This window comes from Pseudomonas sp. BN414 (assembly GCF_029871275.1).
Classification (GTDB): Bacteria; Pseudomonadota; Gammaproteobacteria; order Pseudomonadales; family Pseudomonadaceae; genus Metapseudomonas; species Metapseudomonas resinovorans_C.
In genome coordinates, this window is sequence record NZ_SSOL01000025.1 from 141,301 (window position 1) to 160,605 (window position 19,305).

13 protein-coding genes are annotated in these 19,305 nt (G+C 64.2%); 3 read left to right on the plus strand and 10 right to left on the minus strand.

Going from position 1 to position 19,305, the window contains the following annotated elements; translation table 11 throughout:
- Window positions 1–47: 47 nt before the first annotated feature.
- The 7 genes from E8E95_RS03075 to speB all read right to left on the minus strand — a co-directional run bounded on the left by E8E95_RS03075 (window position 48) and on the right by speB (window position 6,155).
- On the minus strand, window positions 48–770 hold the full coding sequence (locus E8E95_RS03075; RefSeq protein WP_077524057.1) for a class II aldolase/adducin family protein: 723 nt from the start codon (window positions 768–770) through the stop codon (window positions 48–50).
- Window positions 770–1,501 (minus strand): amino acid ABC transporter ATP-binding protein, encoded by a 732-nt coding sequence (locus E8E95_RS03080; RefSeq protein WP_280348016.1) that lies wholly within the window; start codon window positions 1,499–1,501, stop codon window positions 770–772. The genes E8E95_RS03075 and E8E95_RS03080 overlap by 1 nt, the downstream gene beginning before the upstream one ends.
- Before the next feature lie 10 nt (window positions 1,502–1,511).
- A complete protein-coding gene (locus E8E95_RS03085) occupies window positions 1,512–2,255 on the minus strand; it encodes an amino acid ABC transporter permease (RefSeq protein WP_077524055.1) in 744 nt (247 codons plus the stop codon).
- A gap of 78 nt (window positions 2,256–2,333) precedes the next feature.
- A complete protein-coding gene (locus tag E8E95_RS03090; protein WP_280348019.1) occupies window positions 2,334–3,158 on the minus strand; it encodes a transporter substrate-binding domain-containing protein in 825 nt (274 codons plus the stop codon).
- A gap of 79 nt (window positions 3,159–3,237) precedes the next feature.
- On the minus strand, window positions 3,238–4,758 hold the full coding sequence (locus tag E8E95_RS03095) for a cytosine permease (RefSeq protein WP_280348021.1): 1,521 nt from the start codon (window positions 4,756–4,758) through the stop codon (window positions 3,238–3,240).
- A 24-nt stretch (window positions 4,759–4,782) separates the two neighbouring features.
- Window positions 4,783–5,187, minus strand: a complete 405-nt coding sequence (locus E8E95_RS03100) for a nuclear transport factor 2 family protein (protein WP_280348023.1) — start codon at window positions 5,185–5,187, stop codon at window positions 4,783–4,785.
- A gap of 8 nt (window positions 5,188–5,195) precedes the next feature.
- Window positions 5,196–6,155 (minus strand): agmatinase, encoded by a 960-nt coding sequence (gene speB / locus E8E95_RS03105; protein ID WP_280348025.1) that lies wholly within the window; start codon window positions 6,153–6,155, stop codon window positions 5,196–5,198.
- A 296-nt stretch (window positions 6,156–6,451) separates the two neighbouring features.
- Between speB and E8E95_RS03110 the strand changes: the two genes are divergently transcribed.
- Window positions 6,452–7,345, plus strand: coding sequence for a LysR family transcriptional regulator (locus E8E95_RS03110; protein WP_077524050.1), 894 nt, complete (start codon window positions 6,452–6,454; stop codon window positions 7,343–7,345).
- Window positions 7,346–7,403: 58 nt separating this feature from the next.
- The gene (locus E8E95_RS03115; protein ID WP_280348028.1) at window positions 7,404–8,003 is read left to right on the plus strand and encodes a DTW domain-containing protein; all 600 of its coding nucleotides are present in this window, start codon (window positions 7,404–7,406) and stop codon (window positions 8,001–8,003) included.
- A 221-nt stretch (window positions 8,004–8,224) separates the two neighbouring features.
- On the opposite strand, the gene E8E95_RS03120 is transcribed toward E8E95_RS03115, so the two are convergent.
- From E8E95_RS03120 to E8E95_RS03130, 3 genes are read right to left on the minus strand one after another with little or no spacing between them, the layout of a single operon-like run.
- Window positions 8,225–9,577 carry an HlyD family type I secretion periplasmic adaptor subunit gene (locus E8E95_RS03120; protein ID WP_280348029.1) on the minus strand — a complete coding sequence of 451 codons (1,353 nt, stop codon included), beginning with the start codon at window positions 9,575–9,577 and terminating at the stop codon, window positions 8,225–8,227.
- 11 nt (window positions 9,578–9,588) lie between these two features.
- Entirely contained in the window at window positions 9,589–11,745 is a 2,157-nt protein-coding gene (locus E8E95_RS03125) for a type I secretion system permease/ATPase (RefSeq protein ID WP_280348032.1), read from the minus strand.
- A 22-nt stretch (window positions 11,746–11,767) separates the two neighbouring features.
- Window positions 11,768–13,123 carry a TolC family outer membrane protein gene (locus E8E95_RS03130; RefSeq protein WP_280348034.1) on the minus strand — a complete coding sequence of 452 codons (1,356 nt, stop codon included), beginning with the start codon at window positions 13,121–13,123 and terminating at the stop codon, window positions 11,768–11,770.
- Between the two features lie 465 nt (window positions 13,124–13,588).
- Between E8E95_RS03130 and E8E95_RS03135 the strand changes: the two genes are divergently transcribed.
- Window positions 13,589–19,305 (plus strand): retention module-containing protein (locus E8E95_RS03135; protein ID WP_280348036.1); only part of this gene is annotated, 5,717 nt, incomplete at its 3' end.

Here is a 19,305-nt window from a genome sequence, read left to right on the forward strand (position 1 = left end):
GTGTTGCAAGGCGCGCAACGCTTCACACTGCGCCTCTTGAATTCGTCCTAGTCCTTGTATTCGGGGCATTCCCTTTCGAGCTTTCTCAGCCAGGCTTCCCAGACCAGCTGGCGCTGCCATTCGCAGGCCTGGAACTGTTCGCAGGCATGCACGCTGAGTTCGTTTGGCATCTCACGGATGCCGCGCAGCGACGAGGCGGCGACTTGTATCTCGCACGCCTTGTTCAGGTAGTACATGACGTAGAAGGCATCGGCGACGCTGGCACCGACGCTGAGCAGCCCGTGGTGGCGCAGCATCAGGGCGATGTTGTCGCCGAGGGAGTCCACGAGGCGCTCGCGCTCACCCAGGTCCAGGGCGATGCCTTCATAGGTGTGGTAGCCGACGCGCTGATGGAACTCGGCGCTGATCTGGTTGAGCTGGGCCAGGCCGTTGTCCGAGGCGGCCACCGCCATACCCGCGAGGGTATGGGTGTGGATCACGCAGTGGGCATCGGCGCGGGCCATGTGCACCGCGCTGTGAATGGTGAAGCCGGCGATGTTGTAGTCGGCGTTGCCTTCGACCACACGGCCGTGCATGTCCACCACTATCAGGTCGCTGGCGCGGATTTCCTCGAACATCAGCCCGAACGGGTTGATCAGGAAGCGCGGCTCCACGCCCGGCAGGCGCACCGAGAAGTGGGTGTAGAGGGTGTCATCCCAGCCGAATAGGGCGGCCAGCCGGTAGGCGGCCGCCAGGTCACGACGCAGGATGGCTTCGTTCTGTGCGTTCATCAGTGACGGATCTGCGAGAGGAATGCGCGGGTTCGCGGATGCTGCGGGTTGTCGAAGAACTCGTTCGGCGTCGCGGTTTCCACGATCTGGCCTGCGTCCATGAACACCACGCGGTCGGCCACCTTGCGGGCGAAGCCCATTTCGTGGGTCACGCAGAGCATGGTCATGCCGTCCTGGGCCAGCTCAGTCATCACTTCGAGTACTTCGCCGACCATTTCCGGGTCCAGCGCCGAGGTGGGCTCGTCGAAGAGCATCACCTTGGGGTTCATGCACAGGGCACGAGCAATGGCTACGCGCTGCTGCTGGCCGCCGGAAAGCTGGCCGGGCTTCTTGTGCGCCTGGGAGCCGATGTGCACCCGGTTCAGGTAACGCAGGGCGAGCTCCTCGGCCTGCTTGCGGCCCATGCCGCGCACTTTCATCGGTGCCAGGGTGCAGTTCTCCAGCACCGTCATGTGCGGGAACAGGTTGAAGTTCTGGAACACCATGCCGACTTCGCGGCGCACGTGGTCGCTACCGGACTTGGTGGAGATGTCCTGGTCTTCGACGGTGATGGTGCCACTGTCATGGGGATTGAGGCGGTTGATGCAGCGGATCAGGGTCGACTTGCCAGAGCCCGACGGGCCGCAGATGACGATCTTCTCGCCTTGGCGTACCGACAGGTTGATGCCCTGCAGTACCTGGAAATCCTCGTAGTGCTTGCCGACGTTCTGCAGGCGAATGATTTCGTTCATGGCGGACTCCTCAGATACGGCGCATACGAGCCAGGGTGCGTTGCACCAGGCCGACGGATTTGCTGCTGGCACCGCCCTGGGCATCCCAGGAGAGGCGTCGTTCGAGGCCGCTTTGCATCCAGGTCAGGGTGTAGACCATGACGAGGTAGTAGACGAGGGCGACGGCGTAGTACTCGGAGAACTGGAAGGTGGTGGAGACCGTCTGCGAGGTGACTGCCATCAGTTCCTGCAGGGAGATGACCGACGCCAGCGAGGTGATCTTCAGCAGGGTGATGAATTCGTTGGCCGTTGGCGGCACGGCGATGCGCGCGGCCTGGGGCATGATGACGTAGCGGAAGGTGTGCCAGCGCGACAGGCCCAGGGCGTGGCCCGCGGCGTACTGGCCCTTGTCGACGGCCTTCAGCGCGGCGCGGTTGATCTCCACCTGGTAGGCGGCTTCGTTGAGCGACAGGGCGATCCAGGCCGCGATGAAGGGGGTGAACCACTCTTCACGGAACACCGGGAAGAACTGCGGCAGGGCGTTCCACACGAACAGCAGTTGCAGCAGGGTCGGCGCGCCACGGAAGACGCTGAGAACCCCGCGCAGGGAGCTGCGCCAGACGCTCGGCGGACCGTCCAGGGCCAGGGCGCAAGGAATGGAAATGAGGATACCCACCGAGTGGGACACCAGCGCCAGGATCAGGGTGATGCAGGCACCGCGGAAAAAGTGCCAGGACGTCAGGGCGTCAAAGAAGACAGTCACATCGAAGTTCATGTACGTGTCCTGCGTGAATGAAAGCGTGCCGTTGCACCCTCTCCCGCAAGCGAGAGAGGGGCGGGCGGTTGGCCGTGCTTACTGCGCGGCGGTTTCCAGGTTGGCTGGATCGAGCTTCCATTTCTCGGCGATGGCCTTGAGGGTTCCATCGGCCTTCAGAGCAGACACGGCGTCCTGGACGGCCTGCTTGTCTTCCGGGTTCGGACGCATGTAGGCGCCGAAGATGTCCTTCTCGGGGAAGGCGTAGAGGGTCTTGAACTGGCCCGGGGTCTGCAGCTCGCGGTAGGCCAGCTCGGTGTCCTGCGACAGGCCGGCGGCGGCGCGGCCGACCAGCACTTGCTGGGCGACGTCACTGCCTTTCGGGTAGGTCTGCAGCACGGCCGGGGTCTTGCCAGCGGCCTTCAGGTCGGCGTTGAGCTTTTCCATGATGGTCACGTAGCGGGTGCCGGATTGAACGGCCACCACCTTGCCGGACAGGTCGTCCAGGCTGTTCAGCTTGATATCGCCCTTGCCGCTGCCGAAGACGATGGTGGCGCTGGCCAGGTAAGGCACGGCGTTCAACTTCTGGACGCGTTCCGGGGTGATCAGGGTGCCGCTGATGACGGCGTCGCAACGCTTGGCATCCAGGCCCGGCAGCAGGCCGGTGAACTCGGTGACGATGAAGCGCGGTTTGACGCCCCAGTGCTTGGCCAGCGCGCGGATCAGGTCCGCGTCGAAGCCGCTGGGCTCGCGGTCACCGGTTTTCTCGAAGAACTCCAGCGGCGGGAAGGTCGGATCGGAACAGACCTGGAAGCTTCCCGAACTCACGAACGAAGGTTTGCCGTCAGCGGCCATCGCGCCACCGCTGAGGGTGGCGGCGAAGAGACCGGCGAGGGCAAACAGTTTCAGCGGACGATTGGTCATCGTGTAACTCCTTCAAGGCGTTTTGCAGTGGTTGTTGTTGTTAGGCAGTCGCAAAAAAGGTGGAGCTGTTTCTTCGTTGTTACGCGGCTTCAGGCAAAACCTGAGCGGACGCTTGGGAGGTCTTGCCCGAGGGGACCCAACGCGGACCTGTGGGACCGTAGACGGCGGCCGGTTCCGGGAAGATCGCCAGCAGTACCAGGTACAGCAGGGCGGCCGTGCCCAGAGTGGCCGGCAGGCTGATATCGATGCCACCGGCCAGCTCGCCAAGCGGGCCGACGAACTGGCCCGGGAGGTTCACAAAGCATAGGCCCACCACGGCGCTCGGGATCCAGGCGCCCATGCCGCGCCAGTTCCAGCCGTTGGTGAACCAGTAGCGGCCGCCGGACTGGCCACGGGTGAAGACCTGCAGGTCGTCCGGGCAGTAGAAGCCGCGGCGGATGATCAGGCCGAGAATCATGATCACCATCCAGGGGCTGGTGCAGGTGATGATCAGCACGGCGAAGGTGGACACGCTCTGCACCAGGTTGAAAGCGAAGCGGCCGATGAAGATGAAGCCGATGGACAGTACGCCGATCATCACGGTGGCCTGCACACGGTTGAGCAGACGCGGGAAGACCGAAGACATGTCGAGGCCAGTGCCGTAGAGCGAAGTGGTGCCGGTGGACATGCCGCCGATCACTGCAATCAGGCACACCGGCAGGAAGAACCAGGCCGGGGATACGGCCAGCAGGCCGCCGACGTAGTTGTTCTGGGCGATGTAGTCCGGTGCCTGCACGGCAACGATGGTCGCGGTGACCAGGCCGAACAGGAAGGGAATCAGGGTGGCGAACTGCGCGGCGATCACGGCCAGCATGATGCGCTGCTTGGAGGTCTGGCGCGGGATGTAGCGCGACCAGTCGCCGAGGAAGGCACCGAAGGACACCGGGTTGCTCATGGCCAGCAGGGCGGCACCGATGAAGGCGGCCCAGAAACCTTCCTGGCCGAGGTTCACGGAACCTGCGTAGCCGGCATCGAAGGGACCGACGAAGGCGGCAACGCCGAGCAGGAACATGACGCTGGCGGCCCACACGGCGACCTTGTTCACCAGCAGCATGAAGCGGAAGCCGTAGATGCACACCACCAGCACCAGCACGGCGAACAGGCCGTAGGCCAGGCCGAGGGTCAGGTCGGTTTCCGGCAGGTCGAACAGGCGCTTGGCGCCGCCCACCAGGGCGTCACCGGAGCTCCAGACCGACAGCGAGAAGAACGCGATGGCAGTGAGCAGGGAGAGGAAGGAGCCAACGATACGACCATGCACGCCGAAGTGGGCGCCGGAGGACACCGCGTTGTTGGTGCCGTTCAGCGCACCGAACACGCCCATCGGGGCGAGGATCAGCGAACCGACCAGCACGCCCAGCAGGATGGCCCAGAAGCCGGCCTCGAAAGACAGGCCGAACAGCACAGGGAAGCTGCCGAGTACGGCGGTGGCGAAGGTGTTTGCACCGCCGAAGATCAGGCGGAACAGGTCCAGGGGGCCGGCATCCCGTTCGTGATCGGGAATCTGCTCGACACCGTGTGTCTCTATTCGGGTGACTGCGTGATCGTTGTTGTTGTTATGCATTTCTTACTCTCCCAGGGAGCCTTGTCAGGTCGGCGGCAGATGCGCCGGCATGGCCGACAAGTGCTCGTGACAGGCCAACCAGTGGCCTTCTTCTTGTTGCCGACGGAAAACAATGGTTTCCCGCTCGCGGCTTTCTATTTCTTCACCCTGGATGCGCAGGCGAGTAGCGACGTCGTGGTAGAAAATCGCCACGTCGCCCTGCAGGCACACCACGGGGTTGAGGGATTGGCACGCCAGCACCTCGAAACCATCGCGCTGCCAGCTTTCCCACAGCTCGCGATAGGCCGCGCGGGTAGGCAGTGGCTTATCGCAGGTGTGGAAGACGAAGCTGGCGTCTGCACTGAAGGCAGCGAAGTAGGCTTCGGTATCGTTTGCGGCGAAGGCGGCCACCAGCGTGCTGGCGGCCTCCAGGACTTGTTGCTCGCTCATGTCCGGACTCAACGGCGCTCAACGCCCGGCAGGACGCAGAGCATTTCGTAGAGCAGGTTGGCGCCCAGCAGCGAGGTGTTGCCGGTGGTGTCGTAAGGCGGGGAGACCTCGACCAGGTCGCAGCCGATGACGTCCAGGCCCTGGCAGCCACGGATGATTTCCATCGCCTGGATGGTGGTCAGGCCGCCGATTTCCGGGGTGCCGGTACCGGGCGCCCAGGCCGGGTCGATGCCGTCGATGTCGAAGGAGAGGTAAACCGGGCCGCCGCCGACTTTCTCGCGGACTTCGGCCATCAGCGGAGCCAGCGACTTGTGCCAGCACTCTTCGGCCTGCACCACGCGGAAGCCCTGCTTGCGGCTCCAGTTGAAGTCTTCGGCGGTGTAGCCCTGGGCGCGCAGGCCGATCTGCACGACGCGGTCGCAATCCAGCAGGCCTTCTTCCACGGCGCGGCGGAAGGTGGTGCCGTGGGCGATCTTCTCGCCGAACATGTTGTCGTTGACGTCGGCGTGGGCGTCGATGTGCACCAGGCCCACCTTGCCGTGCACCTTGTTGATGGCACGCAGGATCGGCAGGGTGATGGTGTGGTCGCCGCCCAGGGTCAGCGGGACGATGCCGTGGCCGAGGATGCGGTCGTATTCCTGCTCGATGATGCGCACGGCTTCCAGCAGGTTGAAGGTGTTGATGGCCACGTCGCCGATGTCGGCCACGTTCAGCGAATCGAAGGGGGCAGCGCCGGTCGCCATGTTGTACGGGCGGATCATTACCGATTCGGCGCGGATCTGGCGCGGGCCGAAGCGGGTACCGGAACGCAGGGAGGTGCCGATGTCCAGCGGAACGCCGACGAAGGCGGCATCCAGGGCATTGAGTTCTTCAGGGGATTGGATGTGCGGCAGACGCATCATGGTGGCGATACCGCCGAAACGGGGCATCTCATTGCCGCCCAGGGGCTGATGGAGTTTTTTGTCCACGGGGTGGCCTCACGGTTGTTGTGGTTGTAGGTAGTTGGCGGATTCTGGTGACAGTGCCATCACGAACAAATCGCTGGCGGCAAATAATTACTTCAAGGATTTCTAAACTATCGGGAGCGGGTACACTGCCGCGGCTGGTGGCAGACACCGGCTCTTGTGGGGGCGAATTCATTCGCTAAGGGACGCGCAGCGGCCCCATGAGGGAATTGCATTGGCAGGCCTGGGGCCTGCTCAGCGAATGAATTCGCCCCCACAGGAAGGGACCCGGCATCGTTCTCGGCCTATCTGGAGCCCCCATGTCCACCCCCATGCCCGACCTGAAACTCCTGCGCATCTTCGCCAGCGTCGTTCGCAACCAGGGCTTCGCCGCGGCGCAGCAGGAGCTCAATCTCTCCACTTCCGCCATCAGCACCTACATGAGCCAGCTGGAAGGCGCAGTGGGCCTGACCCTCTGCCATCGCGGGCGCGGTGGCTTCAGCCTGACCAGCAAGGGTGAGCTGTACTACCAGGAAACCCTGCGTCTGTTGGGAGAACTGGAAAGCTTCGAGCGCTACTCCGCGTCCCTCAAGGGCGAGCTGCGCGGCACGCTGAACCTTGGGGTGCTGGATTCCACTGTGAGCGACCCGGCCTTGCCGTTGGCGGAAGTGATCGGTGCCTACAGCCAGGAACATGCGGCGGTGCACCTGCACCTGTCGGTGATGAGCCCCTACGACCTGCAGCTCGGCGTACTCGACAACCGCCTGGACCTGGCCATCGGTGCCTTCTCCACGCGGATGAACGGCCTGGTCTACCAGCCGCTCTATCGTGAGCAGCACTGGCTCTACTGCTCTGAACGCCACCCGCTTTACAACGAGCGGCGCATTCCCGCCGAGCTCATCACCCAGCAGCGCATGGTGGGGCGCGGCTACTGGAGCCAGGCGGAACTGGCGCGCCATGGCTTCAAGCACAGTGCGGCGACCGTGGAGTCGATGGAGGCGCAACTGATCCTGGTGCTGTCCGGCGCCTACATCGGCTACCTGCCGGAGCACTACGCGCAGCCCTGGGTCGAACAGAAGAGCCTGCGGGCGCTGCTGCCGGCGACCTTCGGCTACCAGGCGCCGTTCTCCATGATCCTGCGCCGGGGGCGGGCCAAGGAGCCGTTGATCCTCACCTTCCGCGACCTGCTGCGGGCGCAGTTGAACCTGCGCTGAGTTTCAAGGATGTAACCCGGATGCCCTGTGGCAAAATGCGTCTCCCAGGAGACCCCTCATGCCCCGCCCGAGTTGCCCGCGCTGCCAGCGCCCCGAAACCCATTGCCTGTGCCCGTCGATTCCGCACCTGGCGAGCCGCACCCGCGTGCTGCTGTTACAGCATCCGAGCGAGGTGAACCATGCGCTGAATACGGCGCGCCTGGCCGCCCTGGGGCTGGCGAATGCAGAGCTGCGCGTGGGCGAGCGCTTCACCGATCTGGCCGAGACTCTCGCCGATACCCGCTATCGTGCCTGCCTGCTGTTCCCTGGTGATGATGCTCGCCCCGTGGCGGAAGTGGCCGGTGACGACGACCCGCGCCCGCTCCTGCTGGTGGTGCCTGACGGCACCTGGCGCAAGGCGCGCAAGCTGCTCTATCTCAACCCAGAGCTGGAAGCCTTGCCCAGGGTTACCCTGCCCGACGGCCTGACCTCCCGCTACCGCCTGCGCAAGGCGCCCATGGCGGGGGCGCTTTCCACCCTCGAAGCCATCGTTGCCGCCCTCGACATCCTCGAAGCGCCCACGCGATACGACGACCTGCTGCGGCCGTTCGAAGCGCTGATCCAGGGGCAGATCGAGGCGATGGGGGAGGAAACCTTCAGGAAGAACCACGCCCAGTAGGTTGGTCCGAGCTACGCGAGGCCCAACGATCCAGAGTCGGACTTCGCGTGTTGGGCTTCGCTTCGCTCTGACGGAACGCCGCCCGCACCAACCTACGGGCGCTCGGAATCGCCGGTCGTGTGTAGGGTGGATGACGTTCTTTTCACCCACCATCGGTGTCATGTCGGGCTCCGATTGGTGGAAATGAAACGCGATTTCCACCCTATGGGAATGTCCCTGTCTTACCGCTCCCGCATCGCCTCCTGCCGCGCTTTCAGCACCGGTTTCAGCAGGTAATCCAGCACGCTCTTCTGGCCGGTGATGATGTCCACCGTGGCGACCATGCCGGGGATGATCAGCAGCGGGTGGTCGTCCTTGCCCAGGTGATTCTTCTCGGTGCGCACCTGGATCAGGTAGAAGCTCTTGCCCTCCTCATCCTGGATGGTGTCGGCGCTGATCAGCTCCAGTCCCGCCTTGAGCCCGCCGTAGATGGTGTAGTCGTAGGCGGTGAACTTGACCATGGCTTTCTGGCCGGGATGCAGGAAGGCCACGTCCTGGGGACGGATGCGCGCCTCGATCAGCAGGCTGTCCTCCAGCGGCACCACTTCCACCAGGTCGCTGCCGGGCTGGACCACGCCGCCGATGGTGTTGACCTTGAGCTGCTTGATCACGCCGTGCACCGGCGAGACCACGGTGGTGCGGCTGACGCGATCGTCGATGGCCTTGCTGGTGGAGGTGATCTTCGACAGCTCGGTGCGCGCTTCGTTGAGCTCCTTGAAGGCGTCGGAGCGGAAGGAAAGGCGGCTCTCTTCCATCTTCCGCTCGATCTCGGACACCGCTGATTCTGCGCGAGGAATGGCCAGGTTGGTGGCCTCCAGTTCACCACGGGTTTCCACGGCACTGCGCTGCAGGCGGAGGATTTCCACCTGGGAGATGGCGCCGGCCTTCACCAGCGGCTGGGACATGTTCAGCTCCTGCTGGATCAGCCCGAGGCTGGAGCGGTACTGCTGGCTCTTGGAGCGGAACTCGGCCAGCTCCTGTTTCTTCTGCCTGAGTTGTTCGCTGAGGATGCGCTGTTCGCTTTCCAGGCGAGCGGTGCGCGCCTGGAAGAGGGATTTCTCGTCTTCAGCCAGTTGCGGCGCGTCGTGGGTGATTTCCTCGGGCAGCGCCATTTCGCGGCCTTCGGCCTCCGCCGACAGGCGCTCCACCTTGGCCGTCAGCGCCAGACGGTCCGCTTCGCTCTCGCCCTTGTTGGAACGGAAGCGGGTGTCGTCCAGACGCAGCAGCACAGTGCCCTTGTCCACCACCTGGCCTTCGCGCACGAGAATCTCCGAGACGATGCCGCCTTCGAGGTTCTGGATGATCTGGACCTTGCTGGAAGGGATGGCCTTGCCCTCGCCCGTGGTGACTTCATCGAGCACCGCGAAATGCGCCCAGACCAGCGCCACCAGCAGCAGCGTGCAGGCTACCCAGACGGTGACGCGGGTCGCCCGCGGTGAATCCTCCGCCATGGCGCCGGCCACTTCCGGCATGAACTCGGCGTCGCTGCGATCACGGCGGCCGAAGTAGGAGTTGGGCGATTCTGCGCTGGCCATGCTGTGTCTCCTCAGGCGTTGCCCTGACCGATGCGGCCCTTGCGCAGGGCGTCGATGACGGTGTCCTTGGCTCCGTCGGCAACGACCTGGCCGTTGTCCAGCACCACCAGGCGGTCCACCAGCGCCAGCATTGAACTGCGATGGGTGATGAGGACCAGGGTCTTGCCCGCCGCCCAGATCGACAGGCGTTGGCGAAGTTGTTCCTCGCTCGAGTTGTCCATGGCGCTGGTGGGCTCGTCGAGCACCAGCAGTGGCGGATCGAGCAGCAGCGCGCGAGCCAGCAACACGGCCTGGCGCTGGCCGCTGGATAGCAGTTGGCCGCGCTCGCCTACCGGCCGGTCATAACCTTGCGGGTGTTGCCGGGCGAGTTCGGCGACACCGGTCATTTCCGCTACTTCCAGCATGCGGTCGTCATGGACGTGGCGCGCACCCAGGGTCAGGTTGTCGCGCAGGCTGCCGGCCAGCAACGGCAGGTCGTGGCTGACGTAGCCGATCTGCTGGCGCAGGTCGCCGATATCGGTCTGTCGCAGGTCGATGCCGTCCAGCAGCAGCTGGCCTTCGTCCGGCGCATAGAAACCGAGCATCAGGCGCGCCAGGGTGCTCTTGCCCGAACCGCTGCGGCCGATGATGCCGACACGTTCGCCAGCGGTGATGCGCAGGCTGACCTTGTTGAGTGCCGCCGCGGCCTGTCCTGGGTAGCGGAACTCGACCTGCCGCACTTCCAGGTTGCCCTTGAACGCCTGGTGTTCCAGCGGCTGCTGGATGGCCTCGCGTTCCTGAGGCAGGGCCATCAGTGCGTCCGTGGACTTCATGGTCAGTTGCGCCTGCTGGTAGCGGGTGATCAGTCCGGCGATCTGCCCCAGGGGCGAGAGCACGCGGCTGTTGAGCATGTAGCAGGCCACCAGGGCGCCGACGCTGAGGTTGCCGGCGATGATGCTGTAGACGCCCGCGACGATCATCGCCAGGCCGGCGAACTGCTGCATGAACAGCGTGCCGTTGGTGGCCAGGGCGGACAGGAAGCGTGCGTGGCTATCCAGCCGGGTGAGGGCGCCGTGGGTGTGTTCCCAGCGGTGCTGGCGTTCGCTTTCGGCACCACAGGCCTTGAGGGTTTCCAGGCCGGACAGGGTTTCGATCAGCAGCGCCTGGCGTTCGGCGCCCAGGGCGAGGCTACGTTGCACCGTGTCACGCAGGCGCGTCTGGATGATCCAGGCGAAGATCGCGGTGAGCGGAAAGGCGAGGAGCGGGATGACCACCAGCGGCCCGCCGAGCAGGCCGATCACCAGTAGCATCAGCACCGAGAAAGGCAGGTCGATCAGGCTGGTGAGGGTGACGGCGGTGAGGAATTCCCGCAGCCCCTGGAAGTCATGGATGCTCTGGGCGAACCCACCGATGGTGGCGGGGCGCGCCTTCATCGACATGCCGATGATGCGCTCGAACAGCGTCGCAGAAAGCACCACGTCGGTCTTCTTGCCGGCGCTGTCCAGCAGGTTGGCGCGCAACACCCGCAGCAGCAGGTCGAAGCCGGTGCCGATCAACAGGCCGATGGTCAGCACCCAGAGGGTCGCGGTGGCCTGGTTGGGCACCACGCGGTCGTAAGTCTGCATCACGAACAGCGGCACCAGCATGCCCAGCAGGTTGATCAGCAGGCTCGCCAGCATCGCATCGGCATAGAGCCAGCGGGAGAGGCGCAGGGTATCGCGGAACCAGGATTTCACCCGTGGCACCAGCGGCGCGTGGGCTTCCTCAAGTTCGTGGCGCGGGCGCGCGAACAGGGCCTGGCCGCCGTACTCCAGCGCCAGGATCTCGCGCGGAACCCATTGCTCGCCGCCGTCGGCTTCGCACGGCAGGATCAGTGCGCGCTGGTCGTCGAGTCGGGTCAACACTGCGCTGCGCCCGCCCTTGAGCAGCAACAGCAGCGGCAGATTGAGCGATGAGACGTCCGCCAGCTCGCGGCGCAGCAGGCGACCTTGCAGGCCGGCGCGAGCCGCGGCGCGAGGCAGCAGTTCGGCGGAAAGGCGCTGCCCCGGCAGCGGCAGGCCGCTGCTCAGGCTGGCGCGGCTGGCGGGTCGGCCATGCAGGCGACAGAGGATCAGCAAGCCGTCGAGCAAGGGGTCGTCATGACCCTGGCGCGGGTCGCGGGGACTGTCAGTCCGCTCCATGGTGGTCATGATCCTGGCCTCCCATGCTGGCTCATTTCATGTCGGGCAGCCGGGCTTCGCTCTTCACTTCGGAGACGGCGACGGCTTCTGCCGGGACAACAACTTTCTGGCGACGCAGGAGGTCGCCCATGGCCGAGATCACGCGGTACATGGAGAACTCTTCGGTGTAGCGCACTTCCACGTAGCGGCGGTTGGCGGTGAAGAGTTCGTTCTCGCTGTCCAGCAGGTCCAGCAGGGTGCGCTGGCCCAGGCCGAACTGCTGCTGGTAAGCCTCGCGGACGCGGGCGGTGTAGTCGGCGTAGGAGCGAGCCTCGGGGGTCTGCTTGCGGGCGTTTTCCATGGCGTTCCAGGCCAGCGAGAGGTTCTCGTTGAGCACCCGCAGGGCGTTGTTGCGGATGTCCATGGACTGGTTGACCTGGTAGGCGGCTGCTTGCAGCCGGGCCTTGTCGCGCATGCCGTTGTACAGGTTGTAATTCATCACGACGCCGGCTCGCCAGGTGTTGTAGTGACCCTCGTCGCCTTGCACGTTGTCGTCGGCGGTGGTGGCCAGTTCGGCATCGAGGCGCGGGTAGAAGGGCGCCTTGGCCGATTCGTACTGGCTCTCGGCGGCCTGTACATCGGCCTGGGCCGATTTCAGCAGGGGGTTGGTATCCATCACGCCCTGGCGTGCAGCCAGGAGGTCGGCCGGCATCTCGGGTTTGACGCTGGTCGGCTCCACCAGCTCGTCGGCGGGCAGGCCGACGGCGCTGTAGAAGTTGGCTTCCGCATCGGCCAGGTTCACTTCCTCGGTGTAGAGGTTGTTCTTGGCCAGGGCCAGGCGCGCTTCGGCCTGGTCGAAGTCGGCGGTGCTGCCCACGCCGCGTTCGCTGCGCAGACCGATCTGGTCGTGGATGCGCTCGTGGGCCATCAGGTTGTTCCTGGCCAGGACCACCATCTCGCGACGCTTCAGCACTTCCAGGTAAACCTCGACGGTGCGCAGCGCCAGGCTTTCCGCAGTGCCCAGGGTGAAGTAGGCGCGGGAATTGACCACGGACTGGGTGCGATTCACCTCGTTGGGGGTGTTGAATCCATCGAACAGCATCTGCCGCAGGCGCAACTCGGCATCGCGGAAATTCAGGGTCTCCTTGTTGTGATCGCCGAGGGCTCGGGTGGTCGGGCTGTCGCTCTGCTCCCGCCCCACACCGGTTATCAGGTCGACGGTCGGTAAGTACCCACCTTTGGCGACTTTGACTTCTTCGTCGGCGACCAGTCGATTCTGGGCGCTGGCGAGGAGCTCGGGATGCTTGTCCAGGGTGCTCTGTATAGCGTCGGTGAGCGTCATGGCGTGGATTTGCGTGGTTGCCAAGGCAATCAGGATGCTGGACCACAAGGGGGTGAGAGTGTGCATTTCTTGTCGTTCTCCTTGTTAATACATTGCGTCCTGGCGCCGTAAAATTGGCGAAAATCCATCGCAAACCGTTTCAGGCTTGTAACATCAGAGCTAAGAACAACTTTTCGTTTACCTAAGAAGAATTTTTCACATGAGTTAGCAGGAAAAATTCTTATGCACTCGTCGGAAATCCAAGACATCTTTTTGCCAGCAGATCGCGGTTTTTGGGGCTTTCCGGCCTAACCTGCGGTCGCGTAATGCGGTCAAGCACAAATCAAGAAAATCAGGGCGGGGTAAGTCCGGCGTAAAAGGCCGTCGGCGGGCTGCGTGACGTTTTATTGACATTGCGTGGTTTTTTGGCTGGCGACGCTTCCTCTGATGCTTCTTCACGTTCCCGTAGTCCGGTTCGGATGTGCTGTGACCCCTCATTGACTGGGTTCGGCGCTGTCCGTCTGGCAGCACGCGGTGCGGGAGGAAGGAGTCATGGCTGGATCAATCGGGGTCGTACGGCAGGTCGTCGGGGAAGTGTTCGCGGTAGCTGCGGATGGTTCGCGCCGCCTGCTCACCGAAGGCGACCGGGTCTTCGCGGGTGAGCAACTGGTCACCGGCGCCCAGGGCGCGGTAGCGGTGGCCCTGGCCAACGGCCAGGAACTGGTGCTCGGACGCGACAGCAGCATGCCGCTGAACAACGCGCTGCTGGCCGGCGCGCCCGATGCGACGCAGCCCGGAACCGACAGTGCACCGGCTGCGCCCAGCCAGCAGGACCTGACCGACGTCGAGAAACTCCAGGCTGCCATCGAAGCCGGCGTCGACCCGACCAAGGCCGCCGAAGCCACCGCTGCCGGTCCCGGTGGCGGCGCTGGCGGCGGCAACGCCGGCGGCGGCCACTCGTTCGTGTTGCTGGGCGAGACGGCCGGTGCCGTGGACCCCTCCATCGGCTTCCCCACCGGTCCCATCGCCTTCGCTGTGGAGTTCCCGCAACCGGAAACCGGCATCCCCGACATTCCGCTGGCGGTACCGGCAGAAGTGCCGGTCAACGGCGTTCCCACCGCCGTGGACGACACCCAGAGCGTCAGCGAAGGCGAGGAAGGCATTCAGGGCAACGTATTGGGCAACGACGACGGCGGCCCGGACCTGCCGACGACCTTCGTTTCCTGGCAGGCGGCCAATGCCATCAGCGGCGCCAATGGCAGCCTGGTGGTGAACACGCCCTATGGTGTGGTGACGCTTAACCCCGACGGCAGCTACAGCTTCCAGCTGGCCAATGGCACGCCGGAGGTGGAAGGGCTGGGGGAAGGAGAAACCGTCAACCTCGACTTCGGCTACAGCATCCAGGACAGCAACGGTGACCAGAGCTCCGCAAATCTGGTCATCACCATCGTCGGCCAGAACGACGTGCCGACGATCGAGGTCAATTTCCCGGATCTCGGCGGCCGCGTGGTCCAGGTGTTTGAACGTGGCCTGCCCGGCGGTTCCAGCGAAGGCGATGGCAGCAACGTGGTGCATGGCACCTTCACGATTCGGGACCCTGACGGGCTGGACAAGCTGAAGAGCCTGGCTGTTGGCGGCCTGGACTTGCAGATCGATGCGACCCACCCGCTTGGCAGCTTGATCGGACGGGGTTTCGAAGCGGCGCATGGCACCGTGCAGATCACCGGGTTCGACGCTTCCACGGGTACCTTCAGCTTCAGCTATACGCTCACCCGGCCCATCACCGATCTCGCCACGGGTGACGAGCTGGACGGTTTTATCCTCCGGCTGAGCGACGGTCTGGGTCTTCCGGTCTCGGCCAATGTCAGCATCGAGATCGTCGACGACGTGCCCACCGCCAATCCGGACAGCGGCAGCCTGACCGAGAACGGCGAGCCGTCGAGCCTGGCCGGCAATGTGCTGGACAACGACGCCAGTGGCGCCGACCAACCCAAGGCCTTCACCAGTTGGAATGCCGTGGCTGGTGCTACTCCGGGAGATAACGGCAGCCTGTTGGTGAACACTCCGTACGGCGTCGTTACCTTGAATGCTGACGGCAGCTACAGCTTCGTGCTGGCCAATGGTTCGGCGGCAGTCGAGGCATTGACCGAAGGCCAGCAGGTCACCCTGCAGTACACCTATTCGATGCAGGACGGCGACGGTGATCCGAGCAGCTCGACACTGACCCTCACCATCACCGGCAGCAACGACATTCCCAGCATCGAAGTCAGCAGCCCGGATGCCTTGGGTGGGCTGGCTCAGGTATTCGAGAAAGGGCTTTCGGGCGGCAGCAGCGCGGGTGACGGCAGCACCGTCACCACCGGCAGCTTCACCGTGGCCGACTCCGACGGCCTGGCCAACCTGAAAACCCTCAGCGTCGGCAGCCTCACCGTGGACCTCACCACCAGCGGCTTCGCCAGCCTGGTCGGGCAGAGCTTTGCCACGGCCCATGGCACGGTGCTGATCACCGGCTACAGCGACGGCGTCTACAGCTTCAGCTACACCCTGACCGAGGTGGCTGCCGATGCCGCCGGTCTGGAGACGGACGGCTTCCTTATTAATGTGGGCGATGGCCTGGCCAATGCTTCGGCGACCGTCACCATCGAAATCGTCGACGACGTGCCGCAGGCCAAAGCGGACAGTGCGTCGGTCAGCGAAGGCGGCAGCGTGATCGGCAATGTGGTCACGGGAGCGGGATTGGGTTCGGTGGCCGATGCCTTCGGCGCCGATGGTCGTCCGTCGCCGACTAGTGGTGTGGTGGGCGTGCGTGCCGGCGGTGACACGTCGACGCCGGTTGCCGGCGGCGTGGGCGACAGCATCACCTCCGCCTTCGGTACTTTGGTGCTGCATGCCGACGGCAGTTACACCTACACCAGCAATGCCAACAGCCTGGCCGAGGCCGGCACGCTGGATACCTTCACCTACACCATTGTCGATGCCGACGGGGACCTCAGTACCACGACCCTGACTATCGATGTGTCCAGCATCACGGTGGTGGGCGGCGTACAGGTTGATTCGGACAACGATGTGCGCGAGGCCGCCCTTGGCTTTGGCAGTGAGCCGGCCAGCAACGACGAACTCGCCAGTGGCACCCTGGTTGCCAACGGTGGAAACGGGCCTTACAGCTTCAGCCTGGGTATCGGAGCCGGCAACGGCCAGTACGGCCAGTTGGTGGTCGGCAGTAATGGCGCCTACACCTACACCTTGCTCTCCGCGCCCAAGGTCAATCCCGGCGATAACGGCAACAACCTGCAGTTCACCGAGACCTTCACCTTCCAGGTGGTCGACGCCAACGGCAACACCGGCATCGGCACCCTCACCATCGACATCATTGACGATGTGCCGAACATCAGCGTCAAGGGGAGCGAAGGGTTCGATCTGCAGGTGGACGAAACCACGCTCGGCATCACCGACAGCGCTAATTTCGCAGACGCCTTCGCGCCGGTTTTCGGCGCCGATGGGGCTGCCGCCAGCAATGCCATTACCTACGCCCTGGAGGTGAAGGTGCCGGGGGCGGACAGCGGCCTGCGTGACACCGCGACGGGCAACAGCATCCTCCTGTTCAAGGAGGGCTCGGACATCGTCGGGCGCGTGGTCGGCGGGGGACAGCTCGCCTTCCGTCTGAGCGTGGACGCTAACGGCACGGTGACCCTCGAGCAGTCGCGGGCGATCTTCCATACGCCCGACACCGGGCCGGATCAATCTGCGGGCCTGGCCAGTGCCGACCTGATCACCCTGACCGCCACCATCACCGACGGTGACGGCGACAAGGACAGCGCATCCCTCGACCTGGGTAACGCCATCAGCTTCAGGGACGACGCACCCAGCATCGACCCGTACGTGAAAGTCAGCCTCGACGATGACGCTCTGCCTGGCGGCAACCCGGGCGGTGTGGACGACAATACGCCGGACTCCAACAACACCAGCGGCGTCATCGCCCATGACTTCGGCGCTGACGGCCCCGGCGAGATCGAGTTGCAGGACAGCGGCGCGCCTAATGGCTTCACCTACGTGGAGATCAACGGCGGCCTGCTGATCAAGCAGGGTGAAGTCACGCTCATCACCATCACCCTGGACAGGTTCACCGGTGCCTACAGCGTTACCCAGAACGCGCCGATCATGCACCCCGAGGGCTATGACGAGAACGACCTGACCTTCGAGGTCGAGTACAAGATCGTCGACCGCGATAGCGACCTTGCCGGCGGGTCGCTGTACATCAAGGTGGATGACGACTCGCCCGTGGTCAGCAGCAATCTCGTGGTGCAACTGGATGACGATGCTCTTTCAGGCGGTAATGCCTACGGCATTGGCGACGTCTCGCCGGATACCGCGAACGTCACCGGCACACTGGGGCACAGCTTCGGGGCGGATGGTCCGGGTTCGATCACGCTGCTTACCAGCGGCGCGCCCGAAGGCTTCAGCTATGAGAAGAGCGGCGACAACCTGTTGATCAAACAGGGCGGCCTGACGGTCATCACCCTGGCCCTGAACTGGGCGACCGGTGCTTATAGCGTCGTGCAGAACAACCCGATCATGCATCCGGCCGGGTACGACGAAAATGACGTGAGCTTCAGCATTGCCTACAAGGTGACCGATGCCGATGGCGACAGCGTCGTGGGTAACCTGATTATCAACGTGGACGACGACACACCCACGGCTTATGCCGACAGCGCCAGCATCGTCGAAGGCAGCGTTCCCGCTACTGTGGGCGGCAATGTGCTGGACAACGATATGGGCGGCGCGGATAAACCGAAGGCCTTCACCAGTTGGAACGGCGTGGTCGGCGCCATACCCGGAGATAACGGCAGCCTGCAGGTGAACACCCCCTATGGCGTCCTCACCCTGCATGCAGACGGCAGCTACAGCTTCGCGCTGGCCAATGGTTCGGCTGCCGTGGAGGCGCTGGCCCCGGGCGAACAGGTGGTCCTGCACTACGCCTACAGCATGCGTGACGCCGATGGCGATGCCAGTCACTCGACCCTGACGCTGACGATCATCGGCAGTAACGATACCCCCACGGTTGAGGTGGCTTTCCCGGATGCCCAGGGTGGAATGGCCCAGGTATACGAGCAAGGCCTGCCGGATGGTTCCAGCGCCGGGGATGGCAGCACCCAGGTCGATGGCACCTTCAGTCTTGGCGATCCGGACGGCATCGGCGATCTGAAGTCCCTCAGCGTTGGCAGCCTGACGGTGGACCTCACCACCAGCAGCTTCGCCAGTCTGGTTGGGCAGAGCTTCAACACGGCGCATGGCACCGTGCAGATCACTGGCTACAGCGATGGCACTTACAGCTTCAGCTACACGCTCACTGAAGCCACTACCGACGGGGCCGGGCCGGAAACGGATGGCTTCCTGGTCACCGTCAGCGATGGCGTGGCCAGTGCCTCGGCCACCGCGACCATCGAGATCGTTGACGACCTGCCCGCCGCCAACCCTGACAGCCGTTTCCTGACCGAAAACGGCAGTCCGTCCAGCGTCAGCGGCAATGTGCTGGACAACGACGTCGGTGGTGCCGACCAACCGAAAGCCTTCACCAGTTGGAACGGCGTGGTTGGCGCAACGCCAGGGGATAATGGCAGCCTGCTGGTGAACACCTCCTATGGCCTGGTGACCCTGCAGGGCGACGGCGGCTACAGTTTCGCGCTGGCCAATGGTTCGGCCGCGGTGGAAGGTCTCGACCAGGGCGAGCAGGTGAGCTTGCAATACGCCTATTCCATGCGGGATGCCGATAACGACCCGAGCAGTTCGACGCTGACCATCACCATCGCTGGCAGCAACGATATCCCCACGGTCGACGTCAGCACGCCTAACGCTGGCGGCGACCTGGCCAAGGTCTATGAGAAAGGCCTGCCGGATGGCTCCAGCGCCGGGGATGGCAGCACGGTCACCACCGGCAGCTTCAACGTCGCCGACTCCGACGGGCTGGCCAACCTTAAGACCCTCAGCGTTGGCAGCTTGACGGTGGACCTCACCACCAGCAGCTTCACCAGCCTAGTGGGCCAGAGCTTCAACACGGCGCATGGCACTGTGCAGATCACGGGTTACAGCAATGGCGTTTACAGCTTCAGCTACACGCTGACGGAAGCGACCACCGATGCAGCTGGTCCGGAGACGGACGGCTTCCTTATTAATGTGGACGATGGCCTGGCCAGTGCCTCGGCGAATGTCAGCATCGAAATCGTCGACGATGCCCCAAGCGCCAACCCCGACAGCCGTGGCCTGACCGAGAA